The 26,265-nt window shown below is 54.5% G+C and carries 25 protein-coding genes and 1 riboswitch; of the genes, 13 read left to right on the top strand and 12 right to left on the bottom strand.

Going from position 1 to position 26,265, the window contains the following annotated elements:
- Nucleotides 1–6: 6 nt before the first annotated feature.
- Both C1N64_RS16150 and C1N64_RS16145 read right to left on the bottom strand, forming a co-directional pair.
- A complete protein-coding gene (locus C1N64_RS16150; protein ID WP_033740561.1) occupies nucleotides 7–1,131 on the bottom strand; it encodes an S-(hydroxymethyl)glutathione dehydrogenase/class III alcohol dehydrogenase in 1,125 nt (374 codons plus the stop codon).
- A gap of 78 nt (nucleotides 1,132–1,209) precedes the next feature.
- Nucleotides 1,210–2,121, bottom strand: coding sequence for a putrescine utilization regulator PtrR (locus C1N64_RS16145; protein WP_033740559.1), 912 nt, complete (start codon nucleotides 2,119–2,121; stop codon nucleotides 1,210–1,212).
- A gap of 106 nt (nucleotides 2,122–2,227) precedes the next feature.
- On the opposite strand from C1N64_RS16145, the gene C1N64_RS16140 reads away from it, so the two are divergent.
- The 8 genes from C1N64_RS16140 (at nucleotide 2,228) to C1N64_RS16105 (ending at nucleotide 10,792) form a co-directional block, all read left to right on the top strand.
- Nucleotides 2,228–3,355: a YbfB/YjiJ family MFS transporter gene (locus C1N64_RS16140; protein WP_133745372.1), complete on the top strand. Its 1,128-nt coding sequence runs from the start codon at nucleotides 2,228–2,230 to the stop codon at nucleotides 3,353–3,355.
- Between the two features lie 125 nt (nucleotides 3,356–3,480).
- The gene (gene folE, locus C1N64_RS16135) at nucleotides 3,481–4,146 is read left to right on the top strand and encodes a GTP cyclohydrolase I FolE (RefSeq protein WP_006119934.1); all 666 of its coding nucleotides are present in this window, start codon (nucleotides 3,481–3,483) and stop codon (nucleotides 4,144–4,146) included.
- Between the two features lie 49 nt (nucleotides 4,147–4,195).
- A complete protein-coding gene (yeiB, locus tag C1N64_RS16130) occupies nucleotides 4,196–5,356 on the top strand; it encodes a DUF418 domain-containing protein YeiB (RefSeq protein WP_058702636.1) in 1,161 nt (386 codons plus the stop codon).
- A gap of 140 nt (nucleotides 5,357–5,496) precedes the next feature.
- Nucleotides 5,497–6,537: an HTH-type transcriptional regulator GalS gene (gene galS, locus C1N64_RS16125; RefSeq protein ID WP_110268213.1), complete on the top strand. Its 1,041-nt coding sequence runs from the start codon at nucleotides 5,497–5,499 to the stop codon at nucleotides 6,535–6,537.
- A gap of 312 nt (nucleotides 6,538–6,849) precedes the next feature.
- Entirely contained in the window at nucleotides 6,850–7,845 is a 996-nt protein-coding gene (gene mglB / locus C1N64_RS16120) for a galactose/glucose ABC transporter substrate-binding protein MglB (RefSeq protein ID WP_033740552.1), read from the top strand.
- A gap of 70 nt (nucleotides 7,846–7,915) precedes the next feature.
- Nucleotides 7,916–9,436 carry a galactose/methyl galactoside ABC transporter ATP-binding protein MglA gene (gene mglA / locus C1N64_RS16115; protein ID WP_006119927.1) on the top strand — a complete coding sequence of 507 codons (1,521 nt, stop codon included), beginning with the start codon at nucleotides 7,916–7,918 and terminating at the stop codon, nucleotides 9,434–9,436.
- 19 nt (nucleotides 9,437–9,455) lie between these two features.
- Nucleotides 9,456–10,466 carry a galactose/methyl galactoside ABC transporter permease MglC gene (mglC, locus tag C1N64_RS16110; protein ID WP_006119926.1) on the top strand — a complete coding sequence of 337 codons (1,011 nt, stop codon included), beginning with the start codon at nucleotides 9,456–9,458 and terminating at the stop codon, nucleotides 10,464–10,466.
- Nucleotides 10,467–10,591: 125 nt separating this feature from the next.
- The gene (locus tag C1N64_RS16105; protein WP_324030311.1) at nucleotides 10,592–10,792 is read left to right on the top strand and encodes a hypothetical protein; all 201 of its coding nucleotides are present in this window, start codon (nucleotides 10,592–10,594) and stop codon (nucleotides 10,790–10,792) included.
- A gap of 179 nt (nucleotides 10,793–10,971) precedes the next feature.
- Here C1N64_RS16105 and sanA read toward each other — a convergent pair whose 3' ends face one another.
- The 6 genes from sanA to metG form a co-directional block, all read right to left on the bottom strand.
- Nucleotides 10,972–11,691, bottom strand: a complete 720-nt coding sequence (gene sanA, locus C1N64_RS16100; protein WP_006119925.1) for an outer membrane permeability protein SanA — start codon at nucleotides 11,689–11,691, stop codon at nucleotides 10,972–10,974.
- 135 nt (nucleotides 11,692–11,826) lie between these two features.
- Nucleotides 11,827–13,524 carry an NAD-dependent malic enzyme gene (locus C1N64_RS16095; RefSeq protein WP_006119924.1) on the bottom strand — a complete coding sequence of 566 codons (1,698 nt, stop codon included), beginning with the start codon at nucleotides 13,522–13,524 and terminating at the stop codon, nucleotides 11,827–11,829.
- Nucleotides 13,525–13,694: 170 nt separating this feature from the next.
- Nucleotides 13,695–14,579: a cytidine deaminase gene (cdd, locus tag C1N64_RS16090; RefSeq protein ID WP_058708419.1), complete on the bottom strand. Its 885-nt coding sequence runs from the start codon at nucleotides 14,577–14,579 to the stop codon at nucleotides 13,695–13,697.
- A 118-nt stretch (nucleotides 14,580–14,697) separates the two neighbouring features.
- Entirely contained in the window at nucleotides 14,698–15,390 is a 693-nt protein-coding gene (locus C1N64_RS16085) for a CidB/LrgB family autolysis modulator (RefSeq protein ID WP_006119921.1), read from the bottom strand.
- A complete protein-coding gene (locus C1N64_RS16080) occupies nucleotides 15,383–15,775 on the bottom strand; it encodes a CidA/LrgA family protein (RefSeq protein ID WP_172912927.1) in 393 nt (130 codons plus the stop codon). The genes C1N64_RS16085 and C1N64_RS16080 overlap by 8 nt, the downstream gene beginning before the upstream one ends.
- Before the next feature lie 115 nt (nucleotides 15,776–15,890).
- A complete protein-coding gene (metG, locus tag C1N64_RS16075; RefSeq protein WP_394514959.1) occupies nucleotides 15,891–17,924 on the bottom strand; it encodes a methionine--tRNA ligase in 2,034 nt (677 codons plus the stop codon).
- A 172-nt stretch (nucleotides 17,925–18,096) separates the two neighbouring features.
- On the opposite strand from metG, the gene apbC reads away from it, so the two are divergent.
- Nucleotides 18,097–19,209 (top strand): iron-sulfur cluster carrier protein ApbC, encoded by a 1,113-nt coding sequence (gene apbC, locus C1N64_RS16070; protein ID WP_006119917.1) that lies wholly within the window; start codon nucleotides 18,097–18,099, stop codon nucleotides 19,207–19,209.
- On the opposite strand, the gene C1N64_RS16065 is transcribed toward apbC, so the two are convergent.
- Complete coding sequence (locus tag C1N64_RS16065) at nucleotides 19,206–19,661, bottom strand: GNAT family N-acetyltransferase (RefSeq protein ID WP_394514958.1); 456 nt, start codon at nucleotides 19,659–19,661, stop codon at nucleotides 19,206–19,208. The genes apbC and C1N64_RS16065 overlap by 4 nt on opposite strands.
- A gap of 335 nt (nucleotides 19,662–19,996) precedes the next feature.
- On the opposite strand from C1N64_RS16065, the gene ahpC reads away from it, so the two are divergent.
- Together ahpC and ahpF are read left to right on the top strand one after the other, a co-directional pair.
- On the top strand, nucleotides 19,997–20,560 hold the full coding sequence (gene ahpC, locus C1N64_RS16060) for an alkyl hydroperoxide reductase subunit C (RefSeq protein WP_033740540.1): 564 nt from the start codon (nucleotides 19,997–19,999) through the stop codon (nucleotides 20,558–20,560).
- Between the two features lie 72 nt (nucleotides 20,561–20,632).
- Nucleotides 20,633–22,201, top strand: a complete 1,569-nt coding sequence (gene ahpF / locus C1N64_RS16055; RefSeq protein ID WP_394514957.1) for an alkyl hydroperoxide reductase subunit F — start codon at nucleotides 20,633–20,635, stop codon at nucleotides 22,199–22,201.
- Between the two features lie 47 nt (nucleotides 22,202–22,248).
- On the opposite strand, the gene C1N64_RS16050 is transcribed toward ahpF, so the two are convergent.
- Together C1N64_RS16050 and C1N64_RS16045 are read right to left on the bottom strand one after the other, a co-directional pair.
- Nucleotides 22,249–23,208, bottom strand: a complete 960-nt coding sequence (locus C1N64_RS16050; protein ID WP_033740536.1) for an AEC family transporter — start codon at nucleotides 23,206–23,208, stop codon at nucleotides 22,249–22,251.
- A 91-nt stretch (nucleotides 23,209–23,299) separates the two neighbouring features.
- A complete protein-coding gene (locus C1N64_RS16045; RefSeq protein WP_006119907.1) occupies nucleotides 23,300–23,497 on the bottom strand; it encodes a hypothetical protein in 198 nt (65 codons plus the stop codon).
- A 300-nt stretch (nucleotides 23,498–23,797) separates the two neighbouring features.
- Nucleotides 23,798–23,894: riboswitch (TPP riboswitch) on the top strand.
- 34 nt (nucleotides 23,895–23,928) lie between these two features.
- On the opposite strand from C1N64_RS16045, the gene thiM reads away from it, so the two are divergent.
- Together thiM and thiD are read left to right on the top strand one after the other, a co-directional pair.
- Nucleotides 23,929–24,717 carry a hydroxyethylthiazole kinase gene (thiM, locus tag C1N64_RS16040; protein WP_394514956.1) on the top strand — a complete coding sequence of 263 codons (789 nt, stop codon included), beginning with the start codon at nucleotides 23,929–23,931 and terminating at the stop codon, nucleotides 24,715–24,717.
- Nucleotides 24,714–25,514 carry a bifunctional hydroxymethylpyrimidine kinase/phosphomethylpyrimidine kinase gene (gene thiD, locus C1N64_RS16035; protein ID WP_054633460.1) on the top strand — a complete coding sequence of 267 codons (801 nt, stop codon included), beginning with the start codon at nucleotides 24,714–24,716 and terminating at the stop codon, nucleotides 25,512–25,514. Before thiM ends, thiD begins: the two co-directional genes overlap by 4 nt.
- A gap of 28 nt (nucleotides 25,515–25,542) precedes the next feature.
- On the opposite strand, the gene C1N64_RS16030 is transcribed toward thiD, so the two are convergent.
- Nucleotides 25,543–26,229 (bottom strand): GntR family transcriptional regulator, encoded by a 687-nt coding sequence (locus tag C1N64_RS16030; protein WP_039338144.1) that lies wholly within the window; start codon nucleotides 26,227–26,229, stop codon nucleotides 25,543–25,545.
- Between the last annotated feature and the right edge of the window lie 36 nt (nucleotides 26,230–26,265).

Raw genomic sequence — 26,265 nt, 5'->3', positions numbered from 1 at the left:
CCCCGATTACTTATTGAAGTGAACGACGGAGCGGATCGACTTCCCTTCGTGCATCAAATCAAAGGCGTCGTTTATCTCTTCCAGCGGCATGGTATGCGTAATGAAGTCGTTCAACGCAAATTTACCATCGAGGTAATCCTGCACAATCCCAGGCAGCTGCGAGCGACCTTTCACGCCACCAAACGCAGAGCCACGCCAGACGCGCCCTGTGACTAACTGGAACGGACGCGTAGAGATTTCCTGGCCTGCACCGGCGACACCAATGATCACCGACTCGCCCCAGCCTTTATGGCAGCACTCCAGGGCAGAACGCATCACGTTGACGTTACCGATACATTCAAAGGAGAAATCCACGCCGCCGTCGGTGAGTTCAACAATCACGTCCTGGATAGGTTTATCGTAATCCTTAGGGTTGATCAGATCGGTCGCACCAAGTTTACGGGCCAGGTCGAATTTGCTGGTATTGATATCAATACCAATGATGCGGCCGGCCTTCGCCATTTTCGCGCCGATAATCGCTGACAAACCAATGCCGCCCAGACCAAAGATGGCAACGGTATCGCCTTCTTTAACTTTAGCGGTGTTCATCACCGCGCCCATACCGGTGGTTACGCCGCAGCCCAGCAGGCACACTTCTTCCAGTGGCGCTTCTTTACTGATTTTCGCCAGAGAGATTTCCGGGACGACGGTGTATTCGGAGAAGGTTGACGTGCCCATATAGTGAAAAATGGGTTTACCGTCTTTAAAGAAACGCGTCGTGCCGTCAGGCATCAGGCCTTTACCTTGTGTGGTGCGGATGGCCTGGCACAGATTGGTTTTGCCTGACAGACAGAACTTACATTTACCACATTCCGGCGTGTAAAGCGGGATAACATGATCGCCCACTTCCACGCTGGTGACGCCTTCGCCGACCGCTTCAACGATACCGCCGCCTTCGTGACCCAGAATCGCCGGGAACACGCCTTCCGGATCGCTACCTGACAGCGTATAAGCATCCGTATGACAAACGCCAGTGGCAACGATACGGACCAGCACTTCCCCTTTTTGCGGCGGCATTAAATCCACTTCTTCAATTTTCAGTGGTTCGCCAGCGGCCCAGGCGACAGCGGCACGGGTTTTGATCATGTTCATGCAATCCCTCTTCCAGTCAGATTGTGACGCGTTATGGCGTCTGGATGGTCGTGATTCATTAAAAATAGCGCGGAAATCTTATTCCGCCGCCTGTAAAGGATGCATCAGCTCATCGTTGAGCGGACGATCGTGAAACTGTTCGATAATAAGGTACTTGAGTGCCTCAACATTGGGCGTAAAGGCGTCCCGTCGCCACATCAGCCAGGTCGCAGTATCACGATACTTCGCCGGCAGGCTGTGTACCTGAACCCGTGCGCGCTCTGGCATCTGTTTCAGGACCGACGCCGGAATCATCGCCACGCCTGCACCGCCTGCGACACAGGCCAGCATGGCATGATAAGACTGAATCTCCATGACGCTGTTTGGCGCGGCCTGGCTGTCGCGATACCAGGCTTCCAGTTTCACCCGGTAAGAGCAGCTGTTGCGGAACGCAAACAACGTATCTTCCTGAGTATCGCGTGCGCTCGTCACCGGGATATGGTCAAGGTCAGTGATGAGCACCATCTCTTCACGGAACGCAATACAGCCATTCAGATCGTCATGCTGAACCGGCCCGTCGACCAACGCCGCGGCCAGTGTTCCTTCGCGAACCCGATCGATAATTTCACCGGAGGTGCCGGTGATCAGCGATAAGGCGACCGCCGGAAAACGCTGATGATAGGCAGCCAGCAGACCAGGCAGGCGCGTTGCCGCCGTACTTTCCATCGAGCCCAGCGCAAAATTCCCGCCAGGCTTACCGGTGCGCGCCATACTTAAGGCTTCATCGCTCAGGGCCAGAATGCGCTGCGCATAGTTAAGAAAGTTATGGCCCATCGGGGATAAGCGAATACGCTGTTTTTCCCGAATGAACAGATCGGCACCCAGTTCCTCTTCCAACTGGCGCAGGCGCGTGGTGAGGTTAGAAGGCACCCGATGCAGTTGTTCCGCAGCACGGGCAAGAGAACCGCTCTCTGCCACGGAACAGAACATACGTAGCTGGACTAAATCCATGTGTTCTCTTCCTGTAAACAAGTTGGTTAATATTATTCACTTTTCGTGATTCTAAGCATCGTTCATGCTGTACGCAAGTTTCAATTTAAAAAAACTGAGGTGCCCAATGGCATTTCGCGTCGCGATAAGTGCGTTTTTGACCTTGTTTGTCGTCATGGGCATCGGCCGTTTTGCGTTTACGCCCCAGGTGCCTTTACTGATTCAGGCTGATCAGTTAACCCTGACCAGTGCCAGTGTGGTCGCAGCATTAAACTATCTGGGTTACCTGTGCGGTTCCTTTGACGCGATGCGCGCGCAGCAGCGTGTGGAGTGGCGCCTGCATCTGGGGGTTTGGGGCGCGGTGGTGTTAACCGCGTTGTCAGCCTGTGCCGGGGGCCCCTGGCTGCACGGGATCATTCGCTTTGTGATTGGCTGGGCCAGCGGCTGGGCCATGGTGCTGGTGGCCGCGTGGAGCAATGAGCAACTGCATCACTACGGTCGTCCTGGTCTGTCGGCGGCGGTCTTTGCCGGTCCCGGCGCTGGCATTTTCATCAGCGGCCTGCTGGCGGTCATCTTACACAGTTTACAGGTCTCTGTGACGCTGGCGTGGGGCATTTACGCTGTGCTGGCCGCCGTGCTGGTGGCGGCCATCTGCCGCAACCTGCCGCGTACGGGGGCGCTGCACCGGGCAGGGCAGGTACCAGCGCCGCTGACGCTGACGCCCAACCTGCGGCGGCTGGTCCTGAGCTACAGCCTGGCGGGGTTTGGCTATATTTTGCCTGCCACCTTTTTGTCGCAAATGGCGGCAGCCCGTTTTCCGGGCAGTGCGCTGGCGCAGCTGGTCTGGCCGGTATTTGGCGGGGCGGCGATGCTGGGCATCGTCATCGGTATTGTGACGCGTCGAATGGGGCAGGCGCATGCCCGCCTGGCCATCACGCTCTGGGCCCAGGCGCTGGGCGTGCTGGCGGCCGCCTTGTTGCCGGGGTTCGGTGGTTTGTTACTCGGTGCGCTGCTGGTGGGCGGGGGCTTTTTGAGTGTCGTGCAGTTGTCGCTGCTTTGCGCGCGTGAACTGGCTCCGCAGCATACGCGCTATATGGCGGGCTTACTGACCACCGGCTATGCGATTGGGCAACTGGCTGGCCCCTTACTTTCCTCGCTTTCAACCCTGTTTCTGCACCACCTTGAGCCTGCGTTATGGGTAGCAGGCGCCAGCCTGGTCTGGGCGGGCCTGTTAGTGTGGCGGCGGGCCGCGTGAAAAGCTTTCATCTCCAATCAGATTGATTGCTGGATTCCCTGCACAGAAAGTTTCACAATACGCGCTCAGTAATATGACCCGCAGGTAACAGACTGCGGGCGCAACACCTGCCGGAGAAGAGTAAGATGAGTACCTTAAGTCAGGAAGCTGCACTGGTTCACGAAGCGCTGCTGGCGCGTGGGCTGGAAACGCCGCTGCGTGCACCTACGCGTGAAATGGACGATGAAACGCGCAAAAGCCTGATTGCAGGCCATATGACGGAAATCATGCAGTTGCTGAATCTGGATCTTGAAGATGACAGCCTGATGGAAACCCCGCACCGCATCGCTAAAATGTATGTCGATGAGGTCTTTTCCGGTCTCGATTACGCCAATTTCCCCAAAATCACCCTTATCGAAAACAAGATGAAGGTGGACGAGATGGTCACGGTACGCGACATTACGCTGACCAGCACCTGTGAACATCACTTTGTGATTATCGATGGTAAAGCCACCGTCGCCTATATTCCCAAAGACAAAGTGATTGGTTTATCCAAAATTAACCGCATCGTGCAGTTTTTTGCCCAGCGACCTCAGGTGCAGGAGCGTCTGACCCAGCAGGTGCTGCTGGCGCTGCAAACATTGTTAGGCACCAATAACGTTGCTGTTTCCATTGATGCCGTCCACTACTGTGTAAAAGCACGCGGTGTGAAGGATGCCACCAGTGCCACCACGACCACTTCCCTGGGCGGTCTGTTTAAATCCAGCCAGAATACCCGTCAGGAATTTCTGCGCGCGGTGCGTCACAGTTAATATCGACAGGTGGGCGCAGATGCGCCTGCCGGGTCCGTCAGGAGCCGCTATGCAACGCTACCTTGCGCTGGATTTTATTCGCGGCTGTGCCATTCTCGGCATCCTGTTGCTGAATATTATTGGTTTTGGCTTACCTTCTGCGGCCTATCTCAATCCTGCCTGGCAGGGCAGCGTCACCTTGTCTGATGCGTGGACATGGGCGCTGTCCGATATCTTCGCGCAGCTTAAATTTCTGACGCTCTTTGCGCTGCTGTTTGGCGCGGGGTTGCAACTGCAGCTGCCGCGCGGAAGTCGCTGGCTGTCCGCCCGTCTGTCATTACTGGTGCTGCTGGGGTTTCTTCACAGCATTTTTATCTGGGAAGGCGATATCCTGCTGGATTACGGCATTATCGGCCTGATCGTCTGGCGGATGCTGCGCGATGCGCCGTCCACGCGTGGGCTAATCAATACCGGGATTTTACTTTATCTGGTGGGCTGTGCGCTGTTGCTGATCTTTGCCCTGATTAGCAGCGCCGAGCCGTCACGCTCGTGGTTGCCCGGCGCCGCAGACATTCAGTATGAACAGTTCTGGAAGGTCAACGGCGGGCTGGCGGCGGTACGCATCCGCCTGGATAACCTCTCCTCCAGTTTAATGGCACTAGTGGCGCAGTATGGCTGGCAACTGGCCGGACTGATGCTGCTGGGCGCGGCCTTGTTACGTAGCGGCTGGCTGAAAGGAACGTTTCCCGTGTCCCATTACCGGCGCGTTGCGCGGATGTTACTGCCGATTGGGCTGGGGATAGCGACGGCAGGTGTGGCCGCGCAATGGTTTGTGGACTGGGATGCACGCTGGAGTGCGTTCTATTTACAACTGCCGCGTGATCTTGCCAGCCCGTTAATCAGTATCGGCTATGCCGCACTGTGCTTTGGATTTTGGCCAGCCATTCAGCGCTGGCGGATGAGTTATGCTATCCAGTGCGTGGGCCGTATGGCGCTCAGTAACTATCTGCTGCAGTCCCTGATCGGCACTACGCTGTTCTACCGCTTCGGGCTTTTTATGCACTTTACGCGCTGGCAACTGGTCATGATGGTGCCAGGCATATGGTGTATTAACCTGCTGTTTTCCGTGCTGTGGCTACGCTATTTCCCGCAGGGGCCGGTGGAATGGATCTGGCGTCGTCTGACACGCTTTCTTGCCACGCCGCACCCCACGTCATCCTCAGAAAGATAATGACGGTCATCACAAAGGTTGCAGAATTGTATGTAACCGTTTTCATTGATGTGACGCAATTCACGCTGTCCCATGCACTTCCCTGACAGAATAGCGCCGGTGCCATAACCGGCGTAATGCCTTTTCTCTGGAAGTGCTGCATGATAACCATTCGAGATGTTGCGCGTCAGGCGGGCGTGTCCGTAGCGACTGTCTCGCGCGTACTAAATAACAGCAGCGCGGTCACCGCTGAAACACGTGACGTCGTGTTACAGGCGGTTGACGCTCTGGGCTATCGCCCAAATGCCAATGCTCAGGCGCTGGCAACCCAGGTGAGCGATACGATCGGCGTCGTCGTCATGGATGTCTCCGATCCCTTTTTTGGCGCGCTGGTCAAAGCGGTGGATACCGTGGCACAGCGCGTCCAGAAACATGTACTGATCAGCAACTCCTGGCATCAGGAAGAAAAAGAGCGTCACGCTATCGAAGTGTTGATACGGCAACGGTGCAATGCGCTGGTGGTCCATGCGAAAACGCTTTCAGACGCAGAGCTGGCGGGCTTTATGAGTCAGGTGCCAGGTATGGTGGTTATCAACCGCAGTATACCGGGTTATGAGGCCCGTTGCGTCAGTCTGGATAATGTGACCGGGGCCTTAATGGCCTCACGCATGCTGCTGCAACAGGGGCATTCCCGCATCGGCTATCTCTGTTCCAGTCATCCCATTGAAGATGTGGATCAACGGCGTGAAGGCTGGTTACAGGCGATGGCAGAGCAGGGAATCCGCCCACAGGAAAGCTGGATAGCCAGCGCAGAGCCGGATATGCAAGGGGGCGAAGCCGCAATGGTGGAACTGCTGGGACGCAATCTGAATCTCAGCGCCATTTTCGCCTATAACGATGGTATGGCGGCCGGTGCCCTTACCGCTCTGAAAGACAATGGCATTCAGGTGCCGCACCATTTTTCTGTCGTCGGCTTCGATGATATTCCGGTTTCGCGGTACACCGATCCTCAACTTACCACAGTCCGTTATCCTATTGTTTCTATGGCAAAACTTGCCACTGAACTGGCCCTGCAGGGCGCGGCAGGCTGTCTTGACACTACGGCGAAACATATCTTTATGCCCACCCTCGTTCGCCGCCATTCCGTCGCGCAAAAGCAAAGTGTGGAGTCCGTCACTAATTCAGGCGATTCCGCGATGTAACCGTTTTCAATCTGTGATTGTATTCACAGTTAATTAACATTGCTATCACTATGATGGCAACGTCTTACAGTACTGAAACATTATGTAACGCCACTCTCCCGTTGAGGGCACCGACAGCATCGTTGGTTCAGGCTTATAACACACGCTTTACGGACGCATTGACCTACATGGAAGTCGAGTTTGGCACGGCACAGCAGTGGCTCAGTCTGATTTAGAGCGCATCTTGCCTCGCCGGATAATTCTTACCCGATGTTCTTCCGCGGCTTGACGCAGCAGAACATAAAAAGACCCTACAGAAAAACCGGAGATACCATGAATAAGAAGGTTTTCACGCTCACAGCACTGGTTGCCAGCATGATGTTTGGTGCAGTAGCCCACGCCGCTGATACCCGTATCGGCGTGACTATTTATAAGTACGACGACAACTTTATGTCGATGGTACGTAAAGACATCGAGAAAGAAGCCAAAACGCTGGGCGGCATCCAACTGCTGATGAATGACTCACAGAACGATCAGTCAAAACAAAACGATCAAATTGACGTGCTGATGGCAAAAGGCGTGAAAGCGTTAGCCATCAACCTGGTCGACCCGGCTGCAGCGGCTGTCGTGGTACAGAAAGCCCGTGCGAACGATATCCCGGTTGTGTTCTTCAACAAAGAACCTAACGCCAAAGTGCTGGCCAGCTACGATAAAGCCTACTACGTCGGTACCGATTCGAAAGAGTCTGGCGTGATTCAGGGCAAACTGATTGAGAAACACTGGAAAGCGACCCCGGCCTGGGATCTGAACAAAGACGGTGTGATCCAGTATGTGCTGCTGAAAGGCGAACCAGGCCATCCTGATGCTGAAGCGCGTACCAAATATGTTATCGATACGCTGAACAAAGATGGTGTGAAAACCCAGCAGTTAGCGATGGATACGGCGATGTGGGATACCGCACAGGCTAAAGACAAAATGGACGCCTGGCTGTCAGGCCCTAACGCCAAGAAAATCGAAGTGGTAATCGCGAACAACGATGCGATGGCGATGGGGGCTGTTGAAGCGCTGAAGGCACACAACATGTCTTCTATCCCGGTATTTGGTGTGGATGCCTTACCTGAGGCGCTGGCGCTGGTTAAATCTGGCGCGATGGCCGGTACGGTGCTGAACGATGCGGAAAACCAGGCGAAAGCCACCATCGATATGGCGAAGAACCTTGCCGATGGTAAACCGGCCACCGAAGGCACCAACTTCAAGATGGTCGATAAGATCGTACGCGTACCCTATGTACCGGTTGATCAGGAAAACCTGTCTCAGTTCCAGAAATAATTATGTGCAAACGGGCGCGGCGGCTGCTGCGCCTTTTTTATGTCATCACCGTTTTTTAGCCAGGTAAATTATGGCCAGTGATAATACGACCGCGCAGCGCGAATATCTGCTGGAAATGACCAACGTCAGTAAATCATTTCCCGGCGTTAAAGCTCTCGACAACGTAAATTTAAAAGTGCGGCCTCACTCCGTTCATGCACTGATGGGTGAAAACGGCGCTGGTAAATCAACGTTGTTAAAATGTTTATTTGGTATCTACAAAAAAGATACCGGAAGTATTCTTTTTCAAGGGCAGGAAATAGATTTTAAAAGCTCCAAAGAGGCGCTGGAAAATGGCGTGTCAATGGTTCACCAGGAATTAAACCTGGTATTACAGCGTACCGTGATGGACAACATGTGGCTTGGGCGTTATCCACGCAAAGGCTTCTTTGTCGATCAGGAAAAAATGTACCGTGATACCAAAGCGATTTTTGACGAGCTGGATATTAACATCGATCCCCGTGACAAAGTCGCGCATCTCTCCGTCTCGCAAATGCAGATGATTGAGATTGCCAAAGCGTTTTCTTATGACGCCAAAATCGTGATCATGGATGAACCGACATCCTCGTTGACGGAAAAAGAAGTGAATCATCTGTTCACGATTATCCGTAAGCTGAAAGATCGCGGCTGCGGCATTGTTTATATTTCACACAAAATGGAAGAGATCTTCCAGTTGTGTGATGAAATTACGGTTCTGCGTGACGGTCAGTGGATTGCAACCCAGCCGCTCGAAGGGCTGGACATGGATAAGATCATCGCCATGATGGTGGGGCGTTCATTAAGCCAGCGCTTCCCGGATCGCGTAAATGTGCCGGGCGAGACCATTCTTGAGGTGCGCAATTTAACCTCTCTGCGTCAGCCCTCTATTCGTGATATTTCGTTTGATTTGCGTAAAGGGGAGATACTCGGTATTGCCGGGTTGGTCGGTGCAAAACGTACGGATATCGTCGAAACGCTGTTTGGCATTCGCGAAAAATCGGGCGGCACAATTAAACTGCACGGTAAAACGATTAATAATCACACGGCGAACGAAGCCATCAATCATGGCTTTGCTCTTGTGACGGAAGAACGTCGCTCTACCGGTATTTATGCGTTTCTGGATATTGGTTTTAATTCTCTCATCTCCAATATCAAAAAATATAAGAACAACATTGGTCTGCTGGATAATAAGCGTATGAAGAGTGATACCCAATGGGTTATCGACTCCATGCGGGTAAAAACGCCAGGCCACCACACCCAAATTGGTTCGCTTTCAGGTGGTAACCAACAGAAGGTGATTATTGGACGCTGGTTGCTGACGCAGCCCGAAATATTGATGCTTGATGAACCCACTCGCGGTATTGATGTGGGGGCCAAATTCGAGATTTACCAGCTGATGGCTGAGCTGGCAAAAAAAGAAAAGGGCATCATTATTATCTCTTCCGAAATGCCAGAGCTGTTAGGCATCACCGATCGTATTCTGGTCATGAGTAACGGTCTGGTCGCTGGCATTGTTGATACAAAAACGACTACGCAGAACGAAATATTGCGTTTAGCGTCATTACACCTTTAATGAAGTAAGGGCTGTTAACATGAAAGCGACTACAAAAAAGAATGCGCTAACCTGGCTGAAAGAGGGTGGCATTTATGTCGTGCTACTGGTACTGCTGGCGATTATTATTTTCCAGGATCCGACGTTCTTAAGTTTAATGAATCTGAGTAACATTCTGACCCAATCCTCGGTGCGTATTATCATTGCGCTGGGCGTTGCGGGACTGATTGTGACTCAGGGGACAGACCTGTCAGCCGGTCGTCAGGTTGGCCTCGCCGCTATCGTGGCCGCTTCGCTGCTGCAGGCTATGGATAACCCAAACAAAGTGTTCCCACATCTGGAAACCGTACCGATTCCTGTGGTGATCCTGATTGTTTGTGCGATTGGTGCCGTTATTGGCCTGGTGAACGGCGTGATTATTGCTTACCTGAAAGTGACGCCGTTTATCACTACGTTGGGTACCATGATTATCGTTTACGGTATCAACTCGCTGTATTACGACTTCGTAGGCGCATCACCGATTGCAGGCTTCTATGACGGCTTCTCAACCTTTACGCAAGGCTTCCTGCGTTTCGGGGATTTTAAGCTGTCCTACATCACCTTCTATGCGGTGATTGCGATCGTGTTCGTCTGGATTCTGTGGAACAAAACGCGTTTCGGTAAAAACATTTTTGCCATCGGCGGTAACCCGGAAGCGGCAAAAGTCTCCGGCGTAAACGTCAACCTGAACCTGATTCTGATTTATGCCCTTTCAGGCGTGTTCTATGCTTTCGGCGGTATGTTGGAAGCGGGCCGTATCGGCTCGGCAACGAACAACCTTGGCTTTATGTACGAGCTGGATGCTATCGCGGCCTGCGTCGTCGGTGGTGTGTCTTTTGCCGGTGGTGTGGGGACGGTGGCCGGTGTCGTGACCGGTGTGTTGATCTTCACCGTCATCAACTACGGCTTGACCTATATCGGCATTAACCCTTACTGGCAGTACATAATCAAGGGCGGCATCATTATTTTTGCTGTGGCGCTCGACTCGCTGAAGTACGCACGTAAAAAATAACGGCAGAAGTCATCATGTAAGCTAAGCGTCCTGCGGGCCGCTTTTTTTATGGCACGGAAGCCGCCAGCCTGCGCCCGGAAGCAGGAAAGAACGCGGATTCACGGCGAGCCAGCAGGATGCCCGCTATGAGAGTGCGCGTTCGAATTGACTTTAATCAGGAACAGAAAGCTGTCCTGTGGACGCAAAATCCTGAGTCAGCAGGTCAGCAGGTCAGCAGGTCAGCAGGTCAGCAGGTCAGCAGGTCAGCAGGTCAGCAGGTCAGTAAGGTAAAGAAGCAGCAAATCCGCCGCGCTGGACTGACCGTCATCCTTGGTAACGATGCGTGATAAGCCCTGTCGCCATCGCAAAGTCCCGCGCTAAGCCTTGTTTCGCCATAGCAAGGATGCTACGCGTCGGCGATGCACTCCTGTCAGAAAGGCGGAGCCTGCCGCGCCGGCGTTATCATCCGTTCTCACAGTCTATCTTCACGCCAGGGTCAGCGGGCTGTCAGCCAGACAAAGGCGGCTTACTGATGGCGCTTTTGTTCCAGTTCCAGCAGTTGCTCAGGGGTGACAGCAGGATAGCTTTGCGCATCCTCCGGCACATCATGTACGGCGGGAATGGGCACCAGAGGCCCGAGGAAGCGCGGTTCACGCTTGAGGAGGTACAAATCTACCAGCGCGCCAAGACGTGCACCGACCTCACGCATGCGCACCGTCAGCATATTTTTCGGCGAGGGCACAGCGTAGCACTGAGCCTGAATGCCAAGGTGCAGGGCGATAAACAGTGCCCGCTCACAGTGGAAGCGCTGGGTGATGATAATAAAATCGTTGGTATCGAATACCTTGCGCGTGCGGACAATGGAATCCAGCGTCCGAAAGCCCGCGTAATCCAGTACGATATCCGCCGGATCAACGCCACCTTTGATTAAATCGCGCCGCATGGTCATGGGTTCGTTATAGCTCTGCTGCGCATTGTCTCCGCTCAGCAGTAAATAGTTAATCTTGCCGCTGTTATAGGCGTTAAGCGCGCCCTGCATCCGGTACAGGTAGTACTGATTAATCACCCCGGTGCGGTAATATTTTGCCGTGCCCAGCACAACACCGACCTGACGATGGGGCAGTGAGGCCAGATTGTCGTAAATATAGGGGGCGGTTTTCCAGCTTATCCAGCGATCCAGGCCAAGCGCCGTCGCCACCATCGTTAAGATGATGAAAAGCAGAGCAATGAAAACGCGTTTCAACATGCGCCTGAGCACTCGAGATGAGAGGTTTTGGTGGGACAAGGCTACTTGAGCAACCCTCGCGAAGCAAGTTTACCCCGTCTGGCTGGTGCTATTTTAAGCAGCGCTGGATCGGAGGATGATCCAGCGCAGACCTTTTTAGATCGAGGTACGGCGGTAATGACGGTATTGCGGCAGCCAGAAGTTATTCGAAATAGACTGTGACAGCACGTCTTCCGAGGTCACCACGGCAACGCCCGCCAGTTGCGCGGCTTTGCCCACTTCCATTGCGATCACTTTCGACACGCCCTGAATATCTTTGATTTCAGGCAGTACCGGCCCTTCACCATCGTTGACCAGCGGCGAGCAGTCTGCCAGTGCGCGGCTGGCGGTCATCAGCATGGTATCGGTTACGCGTGATGCACCCGAGGCAATCACCCCTAAACCGATGCCCGGGAAGATATAGGAGTTGTTACACTGCGCGATCGGATAGGTTTTACCGTTCCATGAAACCGGTGAGAACGGGCTCCCGGTCGCGACCAGTGCAGCACCATCGGTCCAGGCGATAATATCCGCTGGCGTGGCTTCAACGCGCGAGGTGGGGTTAGAGAGCGGCATCACAATAGGACGTTTGCAGTGCTTGTGCATCTCGCGGATGATCTCTTCGGTGAACAGTCCGGGCTGGCCTGAAACCCCAATCAGAATATCGGGTTTGGCGTTGCGCACTACGTCCAGCAGCGAAATCGCATCACTGGCCGTATCCCAGTCTTTGAGGTTATCGCTTTTCTGCACCAGCTTGCTCTGGAAATCGAGCAGGTTAGGCAACTTATCAGTGAGCAGGCCAAAGCGGTCGACCATCATTACGCGGCTACGCGCCTCTTCATCGCTCAGACCTTCCGACTTCATCTGCGCAATGATTTGCTCTGCGATACCGCAGCCGGCTGAACCTGCCCCCAGGAACACCACTTTTTGTTCGCACAAACGGCTTCCGGCAGCACGACTGGCGGCAATCAGAGTGCCCACGGTGACAGCAGCGGTGCCCTGAATATCATCGTTGAAGCAGCACACTTCATCGCGATAGCGCTCCAGCAGCGGCATTGCGTTTTTCTGCGCAAAGTCTTCAAACTGCAGCAGCACTTTCGGCCAGCGGCGTTTCACGGCCTGGATAAATTCATTAACGAATTCATCGTACTCTTCACCGGTAATACGTGGGTGACGCCAGCCCATATAAAGCGGATCGTTCAGCAGTTGCTGGTTATTGGTACCGACATCCAGTACCACCGGTAAGGTGTAAGCCGGACTGATGCCGCCGCACGCGGTATACAGCGACAGTTTACCAATCGGAATACCCATGCCGCCGATGCCCTGGTCACCCAGGCCCAGAATACGCTCACCGTCGGTCACCACGATGACTTTAACGTTCTGTTTGGTGGCGTTTTGCAGCATGTCTTCGATGTGTTCACGGTTGGGATATGAGATGAACACACCACGGGCGCGGCGATAAATTTCAGAGAAGTGTTCGCAGGCTGCGCCGACGGTTGGCGTATAAATAATTGGCATCATCTCTTCAAGATGATTGTCCAGCAGACGGTAGAACAGGGTTTCGTTGGTGTCCTGAATATTGCGCAGGTAGACGTGCTTGTCGTTATTATTTTTGAAGTCCTGAAACTGACGCCATGCGCGTTTCGCCTGCTCTTCAATGGTTTCGACCGCTTCGGGCAGTAAGCCGTTGAGATTGAATTCGTTACGCTCTTCGATGCTGAAGGCGCTGCCCTTATTCAGCAGGGGAAATTCCAGCAGAATAGGGCCAGCGTAGGGAATATAGAGCGGGCGTTTACTTTCGTATTCGAGTTCCATGCAGTAATGCTCCGGTTGCGAGTGTTCCTGGCGCAATAAGAGGGTAGAGGACGCCAGTTTATTTTGATAAAGAAGGCCTGGCGTCAGATCCTATGAAATTTCTCGCGGATGTACAGCTTTTGTAAATAAAAGATTTAGAAACTGTTTAAAACCGTGCCCCGCATTACGCTTTACGCCAGCTCGATAACGTTAAGGTTGTCGCAGCCCAGCGCGCGCAGTGTTGCCTGCGTCGCTGAATACTGATCTAACGCAGGCTGTCGGGGCTGGGCCAGCGCTGCTGCCTGAATCGCCTCGCAGGATTCGCCGGCCATGTTCAGCAAAATCAGTGCGGCCTGAAGCGGAGGCAGGCTGGGATTAAAGGCCGCATTTTCCGCATAGCGACCGCTAAAAATACGGCCTGAGGCGGTTTGCACTGCAACGCCACTGAACGCGCGGCTGTAAGGGGCATGACTCTGGTTGGCCGCGTCAATGGCCGCCTGCGACAGCGCATCGCCCGTGACAACAAAGCCATGATCCACCTTATCCATCAGCCGTTCGGTGATGTGCAGGTCGCCAGGGCCGAAAGCGTCAGGCAGATAGTGCGCTAACGTCTGCACCGGGCGCTGGGGCAGGCTGATACGAATCGCCGTGCCGCTGTTAAGTTCATTCATGAACTGGCGGCAATGCCCGCACGGCGTGTAGTTGACGGTGATGGTCTCCAGGCGCGCTTCGCCGCGCAGCCAGGCGTGCGTAACAGCGCTTTGTTCTGCATGCACGGTTTGCTGCATGGTGGCACCGGCAAACTCCATATTGGCACCGAAATACCAGTTACCGCTTATCCCGCGTGCAATGGCACCGACGTTGAAACGGGACAGCGAGGCGACCGCGCAGGCCGCCGCGACCGGAAGCAGCGCCAGGGCGAGAGCGTCCGCATCCAGTTGGGTTTGCTGTTGCAGGAGGGTGACCTGATCGGCCCGCAGCATCGCGTCAAATCCCGGCTCACTCAGCACCGGACGAAGCGCGGTTTGCAGGGGAGCCGGCAGTAATTCAAAGGCAGAGTGGAAACGTGGATGCATGGAAGCCTCATTCAATCTTCAGGCAATGTGCCAGACATCGGTTTATATGTGATCTCTGTCGCTCTGACAATGCAACGTGTCTTAGAGTTTTCAACTTTGCGAGATCTCTCCCAAAGTTTTAGCCAAACCAGTGCAGTAGCAGCGGAAAAACAAAGGGTGCCAGTAACGACGTTACGATGCCGCAGATCACCAGTGCCAGCGAACTAAATGCCCCTTCCTGGAAGTCCAGTTCCGCCGCCCGGGCGGTTCCCAGCGCATGGGACGCATTACCAATCGCCAGACCGCGTGCCGCTTTACTTTTCACGCCCAACAGATTCAGCACCATATGGCCAAATACCGCACCGAGCACACCGGCTATCAGCACACAAATCGCACTGATAGCGGGAATGCCGTGCAGAGAGCCGGATACCGCCATCGCGATCGGTGTGGTGACGGATTTAGGTAAAATCGTGGCGGCGATTTCCGGCGTTGCCCCCATCCACAGGGCGATCGCTGTGCCGGAGGTCATTGCCGTCAGGCTGCCGATCAGGCATACGCCGATAATGGATTTCCAGCGGGCGCGAATCTGATGCATCTGCTCATACAGCGGCAGCGCCAGTGCGACCACGGCGGGCTGTAGCAGGGCATTAAGCACCTGGCTTCCGGCAAAGTAACGTGTATAGGGCAGTTGCAGTAACAGCAGGATGGGAATGATGATCGCCATCGAAACCAGCAAGGGGTTCAGCAGGGCAATCTTCAGCGCGGCAGCCAGTCTGCGCGCCAGGAAAAATGCGCCCAGCGTCAGGGGCAATGACCACCAGATATCACTCATCCTTCACCTCTTTCGTCGGCACGCGCGAATGCAGCTTGTGGGCGCTTAACCCCACGATGCTCAGGACAGCGAAGGTACTGACAAGACACGAGACCACGATAGGGCCAAACTGCGCGGTCAGCAGATCGGTGTAATTCATGACGCCCACACTGATGGGAACGAACAGCAGCGCCATATAGCGAATGATAAGATGACAACCGGGCTTAACCCAGTGGACCGGCACGATTTGAGACGCGAGCAGGGTAAACAAAATCAGCATGCCAATAATGCTGCCGGGCAGCGTAATGGGCAGCAACCTTGCTACGCCGTTTCCGGCATATAAACAGAGATAGAGAAGGGTAAAAGCGCGCAGATAACGCCAACTTATCGCTAGCACGGTGTGCATGACAGGCTCCTGTTTCCAACGAGCGTAATCCTACGCACTGACGATCTGGCGTGCCAGCTGTCAGCGTAAGGCAGAACGGCCCTTCCTGCCATCAGATGCAGGAAGGGCGAACGCCTTATTTAACGGGCATACCCGGCACTGCGCCACTGTCGACAGACAACACGAACAGGTCTTTGCCGCCCGGCCCCGCAGACAGCACCATGCCTTCCGAGACGCCAAAGCGCATTTTACGTGGTGCCAGGTTCGCCACGATAATGGTCATTTTGCCAACGAGTACGGCCGGGTCAGGATAGGCTGCACGGATACCAGAGAAAATCTGGCGCTTCTCGCCGCCCAGATCCAACTCCAGACGCAGCAGTTTGTCTGAGCCGTCCACCAGTTCCGCTTTCTCAATCAGTGCCACGCGCATATCAACTTTGGCAAAGTCATCAATCGTGATGGTATCGCCAATCGGCGCATCCGCCAGTGGGCCGCTAACCGTCGGTTTACTGGCTTCAGCCGCGTCGGCTTTCGACGCTTCAATCAGGCCCTCGACTTTCGCCATCTCAATGCGACCATACAGGGCTTTAAACGGCGCAACCTGATGGTCGAGCAGCGGCTGCTGAATGGCGTCCCAGCTGAGTTCGCTGTTCAGGAAAGCTTCGGCTCGCTCGCTCAGCGACGGCAGCACAGGCTTCAGCCAGGTCATCAGCACACGGAACAGGTTAATGCCCATGGAGCAAATAGCCTGCAGATCGGCATCACGGCCTTCCTGCTTCGCCACCACCCACGGTGCCTGCTCGTCAACATAACGGTTGGCCAGATCGGCCAGCGCCATAATTTCACGAATCGCCCGGCCAAATTCACGGCTTGCCCAGGCCTCGCCAATCTTTTCGGATGCGTCCAGGAATGTTTGATAAAGCGCCGGGTCGGCCAGTTCTGCGGACAGCTTGCCGCCAAAGCGTTTGGTGATAAAACCGGCATTACGTGACGCCAGGTTGACCACTTTGTTCACAATGTCGGCGTTGACGCGCTGAACAAAATCTTCCAGATTCAGGTCGATGTCATCAATACGCGAAGAAAGCTTGGCCGCATAGTAATAGCGCAGGCTGTCGGCATCCAGATGCTGTAACCAGGTACTGGCTTTAATAAAGGTTCCGCGCGATTTCGACATTTTTGCGCCATTTACGGTCACATAGCCATGCACAAACAGGTTGTTGGGTTTGCGGAAGCCGCTGCCTTCCAGCATGGCAGGCCAGAACAGGCTGTGGAAGTAGACGATGTCTTTACCAATGAAGTGGTACAGCTCTGTGGTGGAATCCTGCTGCCAGAATTCGTCAAAACTGATGTCGCCGCGTTTGTCACACAGGTTCTTAAACGCGCCCATATAGCCGATCGGCGCATCCAGCCAGACGTAGAAGTATTTGCCCGGCGCGCCAGGAATTTCGAAGCCAAAGTACGGCGCATCACGGGAAATATCCCACTGTTGCAGACCGGATTCGAACCACTCCTGCATTTTATTGGCGACCTGCTCCTGCAGTGCGCCAGAACGCGTCCAGGCGCGCAGCATTTCGCTGAACGACGGCAGGTCAAAGAAGAAGTGCTCGGAATCACGCAGCACAGGGGTTGCACCGGACACCACAGATTTCGGATCGATCAGTTCGGTCGGGCTGTAGGTCGCGCTGCACACCTCGCAATTGTCGCCGTACTGGTCAGGCGCTTTACATTTCGGGCAGATGCCTTTCACGAAACGGTCAGGCAGGAACATGCCTTTTTCCGGATCGTACAGCTGAGAAATCGTGCGGTTCTTAATGAAACCGTTCTCTTTCAGGCGACCATAGATGAGCCCGGCCAGCTCACGGTTCTCGTCGCCGTGCGTTGAGTGATAGTTATCATAGCTGATGTTAAAACCGGCAAAATCTGTTTCGTGCTCGTGTTTCATTTCAGCAATCATCTGTTCCGGCGCAATGCCCAACTGCTGAGCCTTCAGCATGATCGGCGTGCCGTGGGCGTCATCGGCGCAGATGAAGTAAACCTGATTGCCACGCATTCGCTGATAACGCACCCAAATGTCCGCCTGAATATGCTCGAGCATGTGGCCGAGATGAATTGAGCCGTTAGCGTAAGGCAGGGCGCAGGTTACCAGAATTTTTTTTGCGACTTGAGTCATAGTTTGCGTAGCTTTCAGTTAAGTAAAAAACGGGCTTAGATGGTAACCGATGGGCACAGCCGCGTAAACATAAGGGATTTCCCGCCGCGCGGCCCGTGAAACGATCGGCATCTGATAGTATTGTTACTACATCGTTGAAAAACAGCATAAGCACAGCAGAAAAGGAGTGGGGATGACAGCGCAATCCCGGGAACCACATACACCAGAAGCCTTACGCGCCGTTGTGGCCGGCGTTCTGAACGGCTTTGAGCATCCGACGCTGCAACGTAACCTTATTACCCTGAAGGCGCTGCATCATGTGGCGCTGCTGGATGGGACGTTGCATATTGAACTGCGGATGCCTTTTGCCTGGCACAGTGCGTTTGAGACGTTAAAAGCAGACACCAGCGCTGAGCTACTGCGTCTGAGCGGCGCGCAGGCCATCGACTGGCGGTTAAGTCACGAGATTGCTACGTTGAAACGCGTGAAAAATCACCCTGGTGTTAACGGCGTGAAGAACATTATCGCGGTCAGCTCGGGTAAAGGCGGCGTGGGCAAATCGAGTACCGCAGTTAATATGGCGCTGGCATTGCTGGCCGAAGGCGCACGTGTGGGTATTCTGGATGCCGATATTTATGGCCCGTCCGTGCCCAACATGCTGGGCTGTGAAAAAGAGCGCCCGACCTCGCCTGACGGCACCCATATGGCGCCGATCATGTCCCATGGTCTGGCAACCAATTCCATCGGCTATCTGGTGACCGACGATAACGCGATGGTGTGGCGCGGCCCTATGGCCAGCAAAGCGCTGATGCAGTTACTTACCGAAACCCAGTGGCCCGACCTGGATTATCTGGTGCTGGATATGCCGCCAGGAACCGGAGATATCCAGTTAACGCTCGCGCAGAGTGTGCCCGTCACCGGTGCGCTGGTGGTCACTACGCCACAGGACATCGCGCTCATTGATGCACGCAAAGGCATGGTCATGTTCGAAAAGGTTAACGTCCCGGTGCTGGGCGTGGTGGAGAACATGAGTATCCACGTCTGCAGCCAGTGCGGTCACCATGAGCCAATTTTTGGTACCGGCGGGGCGCAACGGCTGGTGGACGACTATGGCACGCGGCTGCTGGCACAGCTTCCCCTGCATATTCATCTGCGTGAAGATCTGGATGATGGCGAGCCAACGGTGATTCGTCGGCCGGACAGTGAATTTGCGATGCTGTACCGTCAGCTCGCCGGACGTGTGGCCGCCCAGCTTTACTGGCAGGGCGAGGTGATTCCCGGCGATATCGCCTTCCGCGCGCTTTAACCCTTCTGCGCGTCGCTCTCATAGTGCGACGCCGGGGGATAATGCATTAACAGATAGCCGCCTTGATCGCTTTCACCCTGGGAAATCACTTTCCAGCCATGTTGCAGGTAAAACGTCTGGGCGGCCTTGTTCATTTGCAGACACTTCAGCGCGCCGGTTGATGTAAAGCGTGACTGGACGGCCTCAAGCAGTGCACTGCCCACGCCGCGCCCCTGATAATCAGGATCCACATACAGGCTGTGTAAGAAATTATCGTTTTCCATCAGACCCGCGAATCCTGCCCGATGCCCGTCCAGCTCAGCCACTAAAACGGTTTCGCCGAGTATCACCTGATCGAAGTCTTCCAGCTGCCAGTCATCGTTGGCGATCCAGTCCCAGTTATGCCGACGGGCCGCCAGAAACAACGTCCGCAGGAAAGGACGGTCGGCCTCTGCAAATAATCGAATATGCACATCAAGCTCCGTTAAACATCTTTTAACAACCCTGGCAGGGATTCTCAAAAAAGTAAAAGCAGAACAAATGTCATCACTTTCCTTGTACACTGCCCGACGGTGCTTTATGGGAAAACAGCAAACGGCCTTCAGTTAACGCACAGGGGTTATTGCCTGGAAGCACGCAATATATCTTTTTGCGGGTAAATGAAGGTAAGAAAAGCGGTTTTTTCCCTTAACGATCAACGCGATCGGCGTTTGATAGCTTTCGTTTATTTTATTGATAACGAGGGCTTATTAGATGTTGGCCCGGAAAATTTGTAAGCTGCATCACATATTTTAAAGGAGGCCATCACATGTCCATTATCAACACCAAAATTAAGCCGTTCAAAAACAGTGCATTTAAAGACGGCCAGTTTATCGAAGTAACCGAGAAAGACGTTGAAGGTAAATGGAGTGTTTTCTTCTTTTATCCGGCTGACTTCACCTTTGTTTGCCCAACCGAACTGGGCGACGTCGCGGATCACTATGAAGAGTTCCAGAAACTGGGCGTGGACATCTACTCAGTGTCTACTGATACCCACTTTACCCACAAAGCCTGGCACGGCTCTTCTGACACCATCGCAAAAATCAAATATGCGATGATCGGTGACCCAACTGGCGCGCTGACCCGCAACTTCGACATCATGCGCGAAGATGAAGGTCTGGCTGACCGTGGTACATTCATCGTTGACCCACAGGGTGTTATCCAGGCTGTAGAAATCACCGCTGAAGGTATTGGCCGTGATGCGTCTGACCTGCTGCGCAAAGTGAAAGCGGCGCAGTACGTGGCTTCTCACCCTGGTGAAGTGTGCCCGGCCAAATGGAAAGAAGGTGATGCGACTCTGGCGCCTTCGCTGGACCTGGTTGGCAAAATCTAATTTCCGCATCGCAACGTCGATCATTTTCTCATCGGGTGCTTCGGCACCCGATTTTTTGACCAGGAACTCACTATGCTTGATACCAATTTAAAAACGCAGCTCAAAGCTTATCTTGAGAAACTCACCAAGCCTGTGGAGTTGATTGCAACGCTGGATGATGGCGCAAAATCAACCGAGATTCGCAATCTGTTGGTCGATATCGCGAGCCTGTCTGACAAGGTCAGCTTTAGTGAAGAGAACGATCGTCAGGTGCGTAAACCCTCATTTTTAATCACTAACCCTGGTGCGGATCACGGCCCACGTTTTGCGGGTTCGCCGCTGGGTCATGAATTTACCTCACTGGTGCTGGCGCTGTTACAGACCGGTGGGCACCCGTCCAAAGAAGCACAAAATCTGCTTGATCAGATTTCGGCGCTGGATGGGGATTTCCATTTCGAAACCTATTATTCGCTGTCCTGCCACAACTGTCCGGATGTGGTACAGGCTCTGAACCTGATGGCGGTCCTGAACCCACGCATCAGCCACACCGCGATTGACGGTGGCCTGTTCCAGAACGAAATTCAGGAACGGAATGTCATGGGCGTGCCGGCGGTTTTCCTGAACGGCAAAGAGTTTGGTCAGGGCCGCATGAGCCTGGCGGAGATCGTCAGTAAAGTCGACACCAATGCTGACAAGCGCGCAGCAGAAGCGCTGAATAAACGCGAAGCCTATGATGTGCTGATTATTGGCAGCGGTCCCGCTGGCGCAGCGGCCGCCATCTATTCTGCCCGTAAAGGCATCCGCACCGCCCTGATGGGTGAGCGTTTCGGCGGACAGGTACTGGATACCGTTGATATCGAAAACTATATTTCCGTGCAGAAAACGGAAGGGGCCAAACTGGCTGGCGCACTGCGTGCCCACGTTGACGATTACAGTGTTGATGTGATTGACAGTCAGAGCGCGATTAAACTGATTCCGTCTGCGGCGAAAGGCGGCCTGCACGCCATTGAAACGGCGTCAGGTGCCGTACTGAAATCCCGTAGCATCATCCTGGCGACCGGCGCGCGCTGGCGCAACATGGGCGTGCCGGGGGAAGAGCAGTACCGTACTAAAGGTGTGACCTATTGCCCGCACTGTGACGGTCCGCTGTTCAAAGGTAAACGCACTGCCGTCATCGGTGGCGGTAACTCCGGCGTGGAAGCGGCTATCGATCTGGCTGGTATTGTTGAACACGTCACATTGCTGGAATTCGCCAGCGAAATGCGTGCAGACAAAGTGCTGCAGGACAAACTGCGCAGTCTGAAAAACGTGGATGTGATCCTGAATGCACAAACCACCGAAGTGAAAGGCGACGGCAGCAAAGTTACCGGCCTGCAATATCTGGATCGCACCAACCAGACAACCCATGAACTGGCGCTGTCAGGCATTTTTGTTCAGATTGGCCTGCTCCCTAACACCACCTGGCTGGAAGGGGCGGTTGAGCGCAACAAGATGGGTGAAATCATCATCGATGCAAAATGCGAAACCAGCCTGAAAGGCGTTTTCGCAGCAGGCGACTGCACCACGGTGCCTTACAAGCAAATCATCATTGCCAGCGGTGAAGGGGCAAAAGCCTCGCTGAGCGCTTTTGATTACCTGATTCGCACCCAACCTGCACACTAAGTTTTTCGGTGCAAAAGCCAGCCCTGTAACCTGTGTTACAGGGCTTTTTAGTATCCGGCCAGCGTCATTAACATCATCCACAACGGCGTGGTTATCGCGGCAAAAAGGGTGGAAAGCAGCATACTGGCGGCCGTGGGGCCGGTAATCACGTTAAATTTCTGCGACATCAGGTAGACATTCACACCGACCGCCATCGACCCCAGCAGCACCACCACTTTACTTTCCAGCGCAGGCAGACCCGTCAGCCAGGCGATTGCCCAGACACACAGCGGCTGCAGAATCAGTTTCAACGCACAAATCGTGTAACTCTCTTTCAGGCCTTCCCGCACCCGGTAGTGCGCCAGGCTCATGCCGAGAGTGACCAACGATAAGGGTGCGGCGATGGACGCCAGCATGCGCAGCGGTTCAGCGGCGATGGCGGGAAGAGGCCGCTGCAACAGGCTCCAGGCGGTGCCTGATAAGATGCCAATAATTAACGGATTCCTGAGCACGCTAATCAAGGTGCGCTTAAAGCCCTGAAGGGAAAAACTGCCCTGTTTCGACCATTCCACCGAGACGGTGAGTAATGTCCAGAGGATCAGACTGTTAAATACCAGGACCAGCGCAACCGATGGCAAGGCACCGGGGCCCAGCAGGACGGTAGCGACCGGAATACCCAGCATAACGTTATTTGAAAAGACACCGCCCAGGGCAAAGACCGAACCGGCCACGCCATCCAGATGAAACAGACGCGAGGCAAGGATTCGGCCCACGATAAACACCAGCAGACAACTGCCAAAGAATGCCAGAAGCAGGCGCACATCGACTGCGGGACTGTTGTAAAAGTCACTCATGATGCGAAACAGCATGCAGGGCAGGGCAACGTTAAAGACAAACCGGTTCATGCCTTCGCTGATGCTCAGCGGCCATTTGCCCCATTTCGTCAGGCAATAACCCAGGAAAATAAGAATAAACAGCGGGGCTGACAGGTAAATCTGGTGTCCTAATGTATCCAGCAGGAAGGGCATAAGCGTAAGCAGTCCAGTGACTCAGTAAGGGCAAGACTACCAAATTGCGTCGGCCGCGTAACCTGGCAAAACGTGTACCCGACCCGCGAATTTACCCCAGCCAGCGGCGCGCCTGGTCATCACTGATATCGCGATAATACACCCGATGGATAACCGCATCGCAACGCTGACAACGGGCAGAAAGATAAGTGGAATAATAGTGTCGGCCAGAAGGAGAAAGGGCACCCTGACGGGTAATGGTGATGTCAGTCCATCGGTGACGATGAGGGATAAGCGCTAAAAATCGCATCATGCTTCCTGTCAAGTATGAAGTGTTCTGGTAATTTTTAACTACGTGATATGAAGATTTATTGTTGCGATGTTGTAGGCAGGTGTTTGTTATTGCTGGGCATTCTGATAATGGTGAAGGATATAATTTACTTGCGTAAATACCTTTACTGCTCTGACGTGCAAATTTTAAGCCCGCAGCATTAAGCCTTTTTTCGTGCGGTGGGGAGTTGATCCGGATCATGTAAAAGTCTCGCCCGCCAGGTTGAAAAAAGAATAAGCACCTTGCTTAAATTTAGGGGCTTACTTATTCTTCTCTGCGTAACACGACTCGGGGTGCCCTTCTTTGTGAAGGCTGAGAAAAACCCGTATTACCTGATCTGGATAATGCCAGCGTAGGGAATTCTGATGCCTGACCGCATTCGCCTTCTTGTCCGCCGGTTGGGAGTTCTGATGACACATCAACCGCACCATCTTTCTGATGCGCAATGCGCGCCCATCCTGCAACAGTTTCGCCGTCAGTCACCGCTCGTGCACTGCATGACCAATGATGTGGTGCAAATGCTCACGGCTAATGTCCTGCTTGCTCTGAACGCGTCACCTGCCATGGTCATCGATCGCGAGGAAGCGCCGCAGTTCAGCGGTATCGCGGATGCACTGTTAATCAATGTCGGCACATTAACGCACGAACGCCAGCAGGCCATGGCCGCGGCAATCGAGGCGGCTAATCTGGCAGGCACGCCCTGGACGCTGGACCCGGTAGCGGTGGGCGCACTGACGTTGCGTACCCGGTTTTGCCAGCAGGTGCTGATGCAGTCGCCTGCCGTGATTCGCGGCAATGCTTCCGAGATTCTGGCGCTGGCCCAGCAGGCTGACGGCGGACGTGGCGTGGACAGTCTGCACGCCGCCGAAAGCGCCCTGCTGGCCGCCCAACAACTGGCGCGGGAGTATCAGACCTGTGTGGTGGTCACTGGCGAGGTGGATTATGCCACCGACGGGATGCGTACCCTGTCGATCGTCGGCGGATCGCCCTTAATGACGCGGGTGGTCAGCACCGGCTGTGCGCTGTCTGCGGTCGTCGCCGCCTTTGCCACCCTGCCGGGTGACAGACTGATCAATATCGCCAGCGCCTGTCGGGTGATGGCACTGGCCGGAGAGAAAGCCGCACAGGCATCAACCGGGCCGGGCAGCTTTGCACCGGCGTTTCTGGACGCGCTCTGGACACTGGAGGCCGCCCTGTGAAACGCATCAATGCTTTAACGATTGCCGGTACCGATCCCAGCGGCGGTGCCGGGATTCAGGCCGACCTGAAAACCTTCTCCGCACTGGGCGCTTACGGCACCAGCGTGATTACGGCCCTGGTGGCGCAAAATACCTGTGGCGTACAGTCGGTGTACCGTATTGATCCTGATTTTGTCAGCGCACAGCTGGATTCCGTTCTTGATGACGTGCGCATCGACAGTGCAAAAATTGGCATGCTGTCCGACGCGGCGATCGTGGAGCGGGTGGCGGTTGGCTTGCAGCGCCGGGCAATCCCGTTTGTGGTGCTGGACACGGTGATGGTGGCCAAGAGCGGCGATGCCTTACTGAGTCCTGATGCCATTGCCTGTGTCCGCGAGCGCCTGTTGCCACAGGTGTCACTGATCACACCTAATCTGCCCGAAGCCGCCGCGCTGCTCGAATGCCGTATGGCCAGCAATGAGAACGAGATGCTGACGCAGGGCGATGCCCTTCTGGCGCTGGGTTGTCAGGCCGTGCTGATGAAGGGCGGACATCTGGATCATGGCGAAAGTCCTGACTGGCTGATCACGCCAGCGGGGCGGCAACGGTTCAGCACGCCTCGGGTGAAGACGCGCCATACGCACGGTACCGGTTGTACGCTGTCTGCTGCGCTGGCGGCCCTGCGCCCACGGCACAGTGACTGGGCGGAGACGGTTAATGAAGCCAAAACCTGGCTACAACAGGCCCTGCTGACAGCCGATTCGCTGGAGGTGGGCCACGGGACTGGACCTGTGCATCATTTTCATCAGTGGTGGTAACGGCTTCGCTCAGCGATTGTACGGCGCGCTACTCAGCCTCGAACCAGTCACGGTTTTGCCTGATCACGGGCGCGAGCGAAAACATCATTGCCTGCAGATGGTGACGCAGGGCGGTTTCTGCCTGGTCCGCATCGCGCGCTTTCAGGGCGGCAAAAACGGCTTCATGTTGTTCGATCAGCGTTTCAGCGGGCGCGACCTGATTCAGGGTGAGATAGCGCACCCGGTCCATCGTCGCCTTGATGTTTTCAATGGTTTCCCATGCCAGCATACAGTCGATACTCTCCGCAATCAGACGATGGAATTCATCGTCCAGGCTGAGAAACATCTGGCTGTCGCCCCGGGCGGCAGTGATGCGCTGGAGCTGCAGATTATGCTCCAGCGCCATCAGTCCGCGCTGGCTTGTTTCCCGCGCTGCGCGGCGTATCACGGCCAGTTCTACCGCTTCCCGGATAAAGCGTCCATCTTCGACCTGCTTCGCTGAAATCTTACGCACAAAGGTGCCGCGCTGTGGAAGGATTTGTACCAGACCGGCTTCTGCCAGCTTAATGAACGCCTCACGTACCGGCTGGCGAGAGAGATGAAAACGGGCGGAAACCTCTTTTTCCGACAGCAAAGCGCCCGGCTGAATGACGCAGGTGACGATATCTTTGCGTAGATAACGGTAAATCTGCTGATTGACCGGTTCACTTGTCGTGATGGTGTAGGAAAGCGTCATGTTCTGTCCCTGTTAACATTAACCCGATTTCGCCAG

The sequence above is a fragment of the Pantoea sp. SGAir0215 genome, from assembly GCF_043543215.1.
Note: the sequence above shows the minus strand (reverse complement) of the source record. Positions and strands in the feature narration are given on the sequence as shown.